Annotated in this window: 2 protein-coding genes; both read right to left on the reverse strand. The window is 75.0% G+C overall.

Annotated elements, in window-relative coordinates; genetic code table 11:
• A partial coding sequence (locus tag ACJ73U_RS31740) for a type I polyketide synthase (protein WP_407781419.1) occupies positions 1-2,088 on the reverse strand: 2,088 nt, incomplete at its 3' end.
• A 35-nt stretch (positions 2,089-2,123) separates the two neighbouring features.
• The coding region (locus tag ACJ73U_RS31745; protein ID WP_407781420.1) for an acyltransferase domain-containing protein at positions 2,124-6,496 on the reverse strand (4,373 nt) is incomplete at its 5' end.

Below are 6,496 nucleotides of genomic sequence, written 5' to 3' on the forward strand. Positions count from 1 at the left end.
GAAGCTCGCGGGCTGCACCACGTCGACCCGCGCCAGGACACCGGGCGCGGCGTCGCCCCGCAGCACGTCCACCAGCGACCAGTCGACCCACGGCGCCAACGCGGCCGCGCACTCGGTGACCCGCTCGGCGAACACCGGAGAGGTGTCCAACAGCTCCCGGCCCATGCCCACCCACTGCGAGCCCTGGCCCGGGAACACCCACACCACCTTGCCGGGGTCCTCGGCGGCGACGCTGCCGGTCACGACCGTGGCCGCCGGCTCACCGCGTGCCAGCGCCGCCAGCGCGATCCGGGCCTCGTCCCGGTCGGCCGCCACGACGACGGCCCGTTCCACCAGCGCGGCCCGGCCCGACACCAGCGCGTGCGCGACCCCGGCGAGCGGGGCGTCCGCAGGCGGGGCATCGGCAAGGAACGCCGCCAGGCGGCCGGCCTGCCCCGCCAAGGACCCGGTGCTCCGCGCCGACACCACGAGCGGCAGGGTGTTGAACTGGCTCGCTCCGCTCGCGGTGTTGGACTGGCTCGCTCCGCTCGCGGTGTTCAACTCACTCGCTCCGCTCGCGGTGTTCAACTGGCTCGCTCCGCTCGCGGTGTTGGACTGGCTCGCTCCGCTCGCGGTGTTCAACTCACTCGCTCCGCTCGCGGTGTTCAACTGGCTCGCTCCGCTCGCCGGCGAGTCGGCGACAAGCCCGGCCGGTTCGGCAGGAGCCTCCTCCAGGACCAGGTGCACGTTGGTGCCGCTGATGCCGAACGAGGACACCCCGGCCCGGCGCGGGCGATCGGTGCGCGGCCACTGCCTGGCCTCGGTCAGCAGCTCGACCGCGCCGGCGGACCAGTCCACCTCGGTGGTCGGCGTCTCGGCGTGCAGCGTCGCGGGCAGCACGCCGTGTTCGAGGGCCTTGACCATCTTGATCACGCTGCCCACGCCCGCGGCGGCCTGCGTGTGCCCGATGTTCGACTTCAGCGAGCCGAGCCACAGCGGGTTGGCGGGGTCGCGGCCTTTCCCGTAGGTGGCGAGCAGGGCCTGCGCCTCGATGGGGTCGCCCAGCGCGGTGCCCGTGCCGTGTCCCTCTACCACGTCCACCTCGGACGGGGCGAGCCCGGCACTGGCGAGCGCGGCGCGGATGACCCGCTGCTGCGCCGGCCCGTTCGGGGCGGTGAGACCGTTCGACGCGCCGTCCTGGTTCGCGGCGCTGCCGCGGATGACCGCCAGCACCCGGTGCCCGCGCTCCCGGGCCACCGACAGCCGCTCCAGCAGCACGACGCCGACGCCCTCGGACAGGCCCATCCCGTCCGCGCCGTCCGCGTACGCCTTGCAGCGGCCGTCCTGCGCCAGGCCGCGCTGCCGGGAGAACGACAGGAAGGAACCGGCGGTCGCCATGACCATCGCACCGGCGGCCAGCGCCATCGAGCACTCGCCGGAGCGCAGGGCCTGCGCGGCCAGGTGGATCGCCACGAGCGACGACGAGCAGCCGGTGTCGATGGTGACCGCCGGACCCTCGAACCCGAACACGTACGACACCCGGCCGGAGGCGATGCACGGCGCCGCGCCGGTGCCCACGAACCCCTCCAGCTCCGGCGCGACCGCACCGGCGCCCGCGCTGGCGCCGTAGCCCTGGCTGGACACGCCGGTGAACACCCCGACGTCGGCGCCCTTGAGCGACAGGGCGTCGATGCCGGCCCGCTCCACCGCCTCCCAGGACGTCTCCAGCAGCAGCCGCTGCTGCGGGTCCATCGCCAGCGCCTCGCGGGGCGAGATGCCGAAGAAGCCGGCGTCGAACTGCCCGGCGTCGTGCAGGAACCCGCCCTGCCTGACATAGGAGGTGCCCGAGCGGTCGGGGTCGGGATCGAACAGGCCGGCCAGGTCCCAGCCGCGGTCGTCCGGGAAGTCGGAGACGGCGTCCACCCCGTCGGCCACCAGCCGCCACAGGTCCTCCGGCGAGGACACGCCACCCGGGTAGCGGCACGCCATGGCGACGACCGCGATCGGCTCGCGCGCCTGGTCCTCGACCTCCCGCAGCCGGACGCGGGCGTCGCGGGCGTCGGCGATGGCGCGCTTGAGGTAGTCGCGGAGTTGTACCTCGTCAGCCACTGAACTCAGCTCCCGGGATGGACGTGGTGGTGGTGTCAGCGCAACCGGTCGACGAGCGCGAACAGCTCCTCGTCGGTGGCGGTGTCGAGATCGTCGGTGGCGGTGGGGTCGGTGGCGGTGGTCCCGCCCTCGCCGCTCGCCTGCGCGGCGGCCAGGAGCTCGTGCAGCCGCAGGGTGATCCGGTCGCGGGCCGCCTCGTCCGCGCCGGCGATGGCCGTCTCCAGCCCGGCGAGTCCGGCCAGCACGAGGTCGGCGGGCGACCCTTCGTCGACGGCGAGCTCCACGCGCAGGTGGCGGGCGAGTGCCTGCGGGTTCGGGTGGTCGAACACGAGCGTCGCCGGCAGCTTCAGCCCGGTGGCCTCCCGCAGCCGGTTGCGCAGCTCCACGGACGTGAGCGAGTCGAACCCGGCGTCGCGGAACGCGGTGTCCGCCCGCACGCCGCCGCGGCTGCCGTGGCCGAGCACGACCGCGACCTGGGTGCGCACCAGCTCCAGCAGCAACGCCTCCTGCTCGGTCGCCGGGAGCCCGGTCAGGCGGCGGACCAGCCCGCCGTCCTCGGACGCCGCCCTGGCCGACTGGCGACCCACGCGCACCAGCCCGCCCAGCAGGGGTGGCACCGTTCCGCCCACCACCGCGTCGGCCCGGACCTCCCGCAGGTCCAGCTTGACCGGCACGAGCAGCGCGTGCGGGGACCCGACCGCGGCGTCGAACAGGTCCATGCCCTCCTCGGCGCCGAGCCCGCCGACGCCGCCGCGGCCCTCCCGGCGGGACATCCGCGACAGGGTCTCCTCGTCGATGGTGTCGCCCATGCCGGTGGCCAGCTGCCACGGCCCCCACGCGATCGAGAGCCCAGGCAGGCCCGCCGCGCGGCGGTGGGCCATCAACCCGTCGAGGAACGCGTTCGCGGCCGCGTAGCCGCCGCTGCCCGCGCCCATGAACACCGACGACGCGGACGAGTAGACGACGAACGCGTCCAGGTCCGCGTCCCGGGTCAGCTCGTCGAGGTGCCGCACCGCGGTCACCTTCGGCGCGAAGGCGGCGGCCAGCGCCTCGTGGGTCAGCGTGCCGATCACGCCGGCGTTGAACACGCCCGCGGTGTGCACCACGCTGGTCGGGCGGTGTTCGGCCAGCAGCGCGGCCACCTGCTCGCGGTCGGCGAGGTCGCAGGCGACGACGGACACGTCCGCACCCCGCGCGGTCAGTTCGGCGACCAGCTCATCGACACCGTCCGCGGCACGGCCCCGCCTACTGGCCAACACCAGCCGCCGCACCCCGTGGTGGGCGACCAGCTGCCGGGCCGCGAGACCGCCCAGGGTGCCGGCACCGGACACCAGGACCGTCCCTTCCGGACGGAACACGGCCCGTGTGGGCGCCGCCTCGGCACGCGTGAGGCGCGGCACGGCCAACGCGGTGCCCCGCACCGCGACCTGCGGCTCACCACACGCCAACACCGCACCCAACACCGGCGCCACGCCGGTACCGGCCACCGGATCGAGATCCACCAGTACGACCCGACCCGGGTTCTCCGCCTGCGCGGCCCGAACCAGGCCCCACACGGCCGACGCCGCCGGGTCGGTCACCGCACCGTCGCCGGCGGCCACCGCACCGCGGGTCGCGACCACGAGCCGTGCCTCGGCGACGTCGGCGAGCCACGCCCGCACGACGTCGAGCACCCGGCACGCGAGCGCGAGCGTCGCGTCCGGGCCGTCCCCGCCGACCGCCTCCAGGACCGCCACCGCGGGCACCTCCGCGCCCAAGGCGGCCACGTCGTCGGCGGTGGCCACCGCGGTCCAGGCGGGCACGGGTGCCGCCGCGGGCGGCGGCAGCTCCGTCCAGTCCACTGTGTACAGCGCGCCGCCGGCCGCCGTGCCCGCCGCCGCCGCGAGCTGTGCGGTGGACACGGCACGCAGCACGAGCGAGTCCATCGTCAGGACGGGGCCGCCGGTCTGGTCCGCGGCCTCGACGGTCATCGCGTCCGGGCCGCTGGTGACCCGCACCCGCAGCGCCGCGGCGCCGACGGCGTGCAGCCGCACCCCGTTCCAGGCGAACGGCATCACCGACTGCCCGGGCTCCGCCCCACCGGCCGCGGCGGCGATCGTCCCGGTCTGCAGTGCCGCGTCCAGCAACGCGGGGTGCAGGCCGAACCCGGTCGCGGCGTCCCGGTGCTCGTCGGGCAGGGCGACCTCGGCGAAGACCTCGGCGCTGTCGGCACTGCCGCGCTGCCACACGGTGCGCACGCCCTGGAACAGCGGCCCGTAGGCGTAGCCGCGTTCGACGAGGTCGGCGTAGAACGTCCCGACCTCGACCTCCCGCGCGCCGGGCGGCGGCCAGGCGGTGAAGTCGAACCCGGTGCCGCCGGCCGGGGTCGCGGACAGCGTGCCGGTGGCGTGCCGGGTCCAGGTGTCCGGACCGTCCTCGCGTTGGGAGAAGATGTCGACGGTGCGCGACCCGGTGTCGTCGGGTCCGCTCACCGCGACCTGCAGCCGTACCCCGCCGTGCTCGGGCACCACCAGCGGCGCCTCGGTGACGAGTTCGTCCAGCACCGGGCAGCCGGCCTCGTCGCCGGCCCGCAGGGCCAGCTCGACCAGCCCGGTGCCGGGGAAGAGGACCATGCCGCCGATCGCGTGGTCGGCCAGCCAGGGATGGGTCCGCAGGGACAGGCGTGCGGTGAACACGAGCCCGTCGGTCCGCGGCAGCCGCACGACCGCGCCGAGCAGCGGGTGGTCGGTGCCCGCCTGCCCCAGCGAGGCGACGTCGGTCTGGTCGGCCGACTGGAGCCAGTAGTGCTGGTGGTCGAACGCGTAGGTCGGCAGGTCCACCCGGCGCGGGACCGGCGGCAACAACGCGGCCCAGTCGAGGGCGACGCCGCGGACGAACAGCTCGGCCATCGACGTCAGCAGCCGCCGAGGGCCGCCGTCCTCGCGGCGCAGGGAGCCGGTCACCACGGCGTCGGCGTCGGTGGTGTCCACGATCTCGGTGATCGGCTGGACCAGCACCGGGTGCGCGCTCACCTCCACGAACACGCGGTGCCCCCCGTCGAGCAGAGCGGCGACGGCAGGGCCGAACCGCACCTGGTGACGCAGGTTCCGGTACCAGTACGCCCCGTCGAGCACACACGCGTCCCGAATCCACTCGCCGGTCACGGTCGAGAGGAACGGGATCTCCGGTGCCTGCGCGGCGATCCCGGCCAGTGCTTCGACAAGCGTGTCCTCGATGTCCTCCACGTGCCGGGTATGCGAGGCGTAGTCCACCGCCACCCGCCGAACCCGAACCCCATCGGCGGACAAGGCGTCCAGCACCTCGTCGAGTGCCTCGGCATCACCGGCAACCACCACCGAAGACGGCCCGTTCACCGCCGCCACCTCGACCCGGCCCGCCCACGGCACCAACCGCGCCACCGCGTCGACCTCGCTCAGTGCCACCGAGGCCATACCGCCGCGACCGGACAACTTCGCGGCAATCGCCTGGCTGCGCAACGCGACCACACGCGCGGCGTCCGCGAGGGACAGTGCACCCGCGACATACGCGGCGGCGATCTCACCCTGCGAGTGACCCACCACCGCATCCGGCACCACACCCACCGACGACCACACCGCCGCCAGGCCGACCATCACGGCGAAACACGCTGGTTGCAGGACGTCGACCCGCTCCATCGACGCGGGGTCGGTGTTCCCCCGCAGCACGTCCACCAGCGACCAGTCGACCCACGGCGCCAACGCCGCGGCGCACTCGCTGATCCGGGCCGCGAACACCGGCGAGGCGTCCAGCAGCTCCCGGCCCATGCCCACCCACTGCGAGCCCTGACCGGGGAACACCCACACGAGCTTCCCCGCCACGTCGCCGCGGCCGGTCACGACACCGGCGGCGTCCTCGCCGCCGGCCAGGGCGGCGAGTCCGGCCGACGCCTCCGCGGTCGACCCCGCCACCACCACGGCGCGGTCGCCCAGCACCGCACGACCCGTGATGAGCGCGCGGGCCACCGCGGGCAGGGGCGCGTCGGTGTGCTCGAGGAAGGCACTCAGCCGGGCGGCCTGTCCGGCCAGGGCGTCGGCGCCGCGCGCGGAGACCACCAGCGGCAGAGTGGTGAACTGGTTCGCTCCGCTCGCCGGCGAATGGGCCTGTTCCTCGGGTGCCTCCTCGATGATCAGGTGCGCGTTCGTCCCGCTGATCCCGAAGGACGACACGCCGGCCCGGCGCGGATGCCCGGCGCGGGGCCAGTCCCGCGCCTCGGTCAGCAGTTCGACCGCGCCCGTCGACCAGTCGACCTGGTCGCTGGGTTCGTCCACGTGCAGGGTCGGCGGCATGACGCCGTGGCGCAAGGCCGGCACGACCTTGATCACGCACGCCACCCCGGCGGCGGACTGGGCGTGGCCTAGGTTCGACTTCACCGAGCCCAGCCACAGCGGGC

The organism is Actinophytocola sp. (assembly GCF_045807065.1).
GTDB lineage: Bacteria > Actinomycetota > Actinomycetes > Mycobacteriales > Pseudonocardiaceae > Actinophytocola.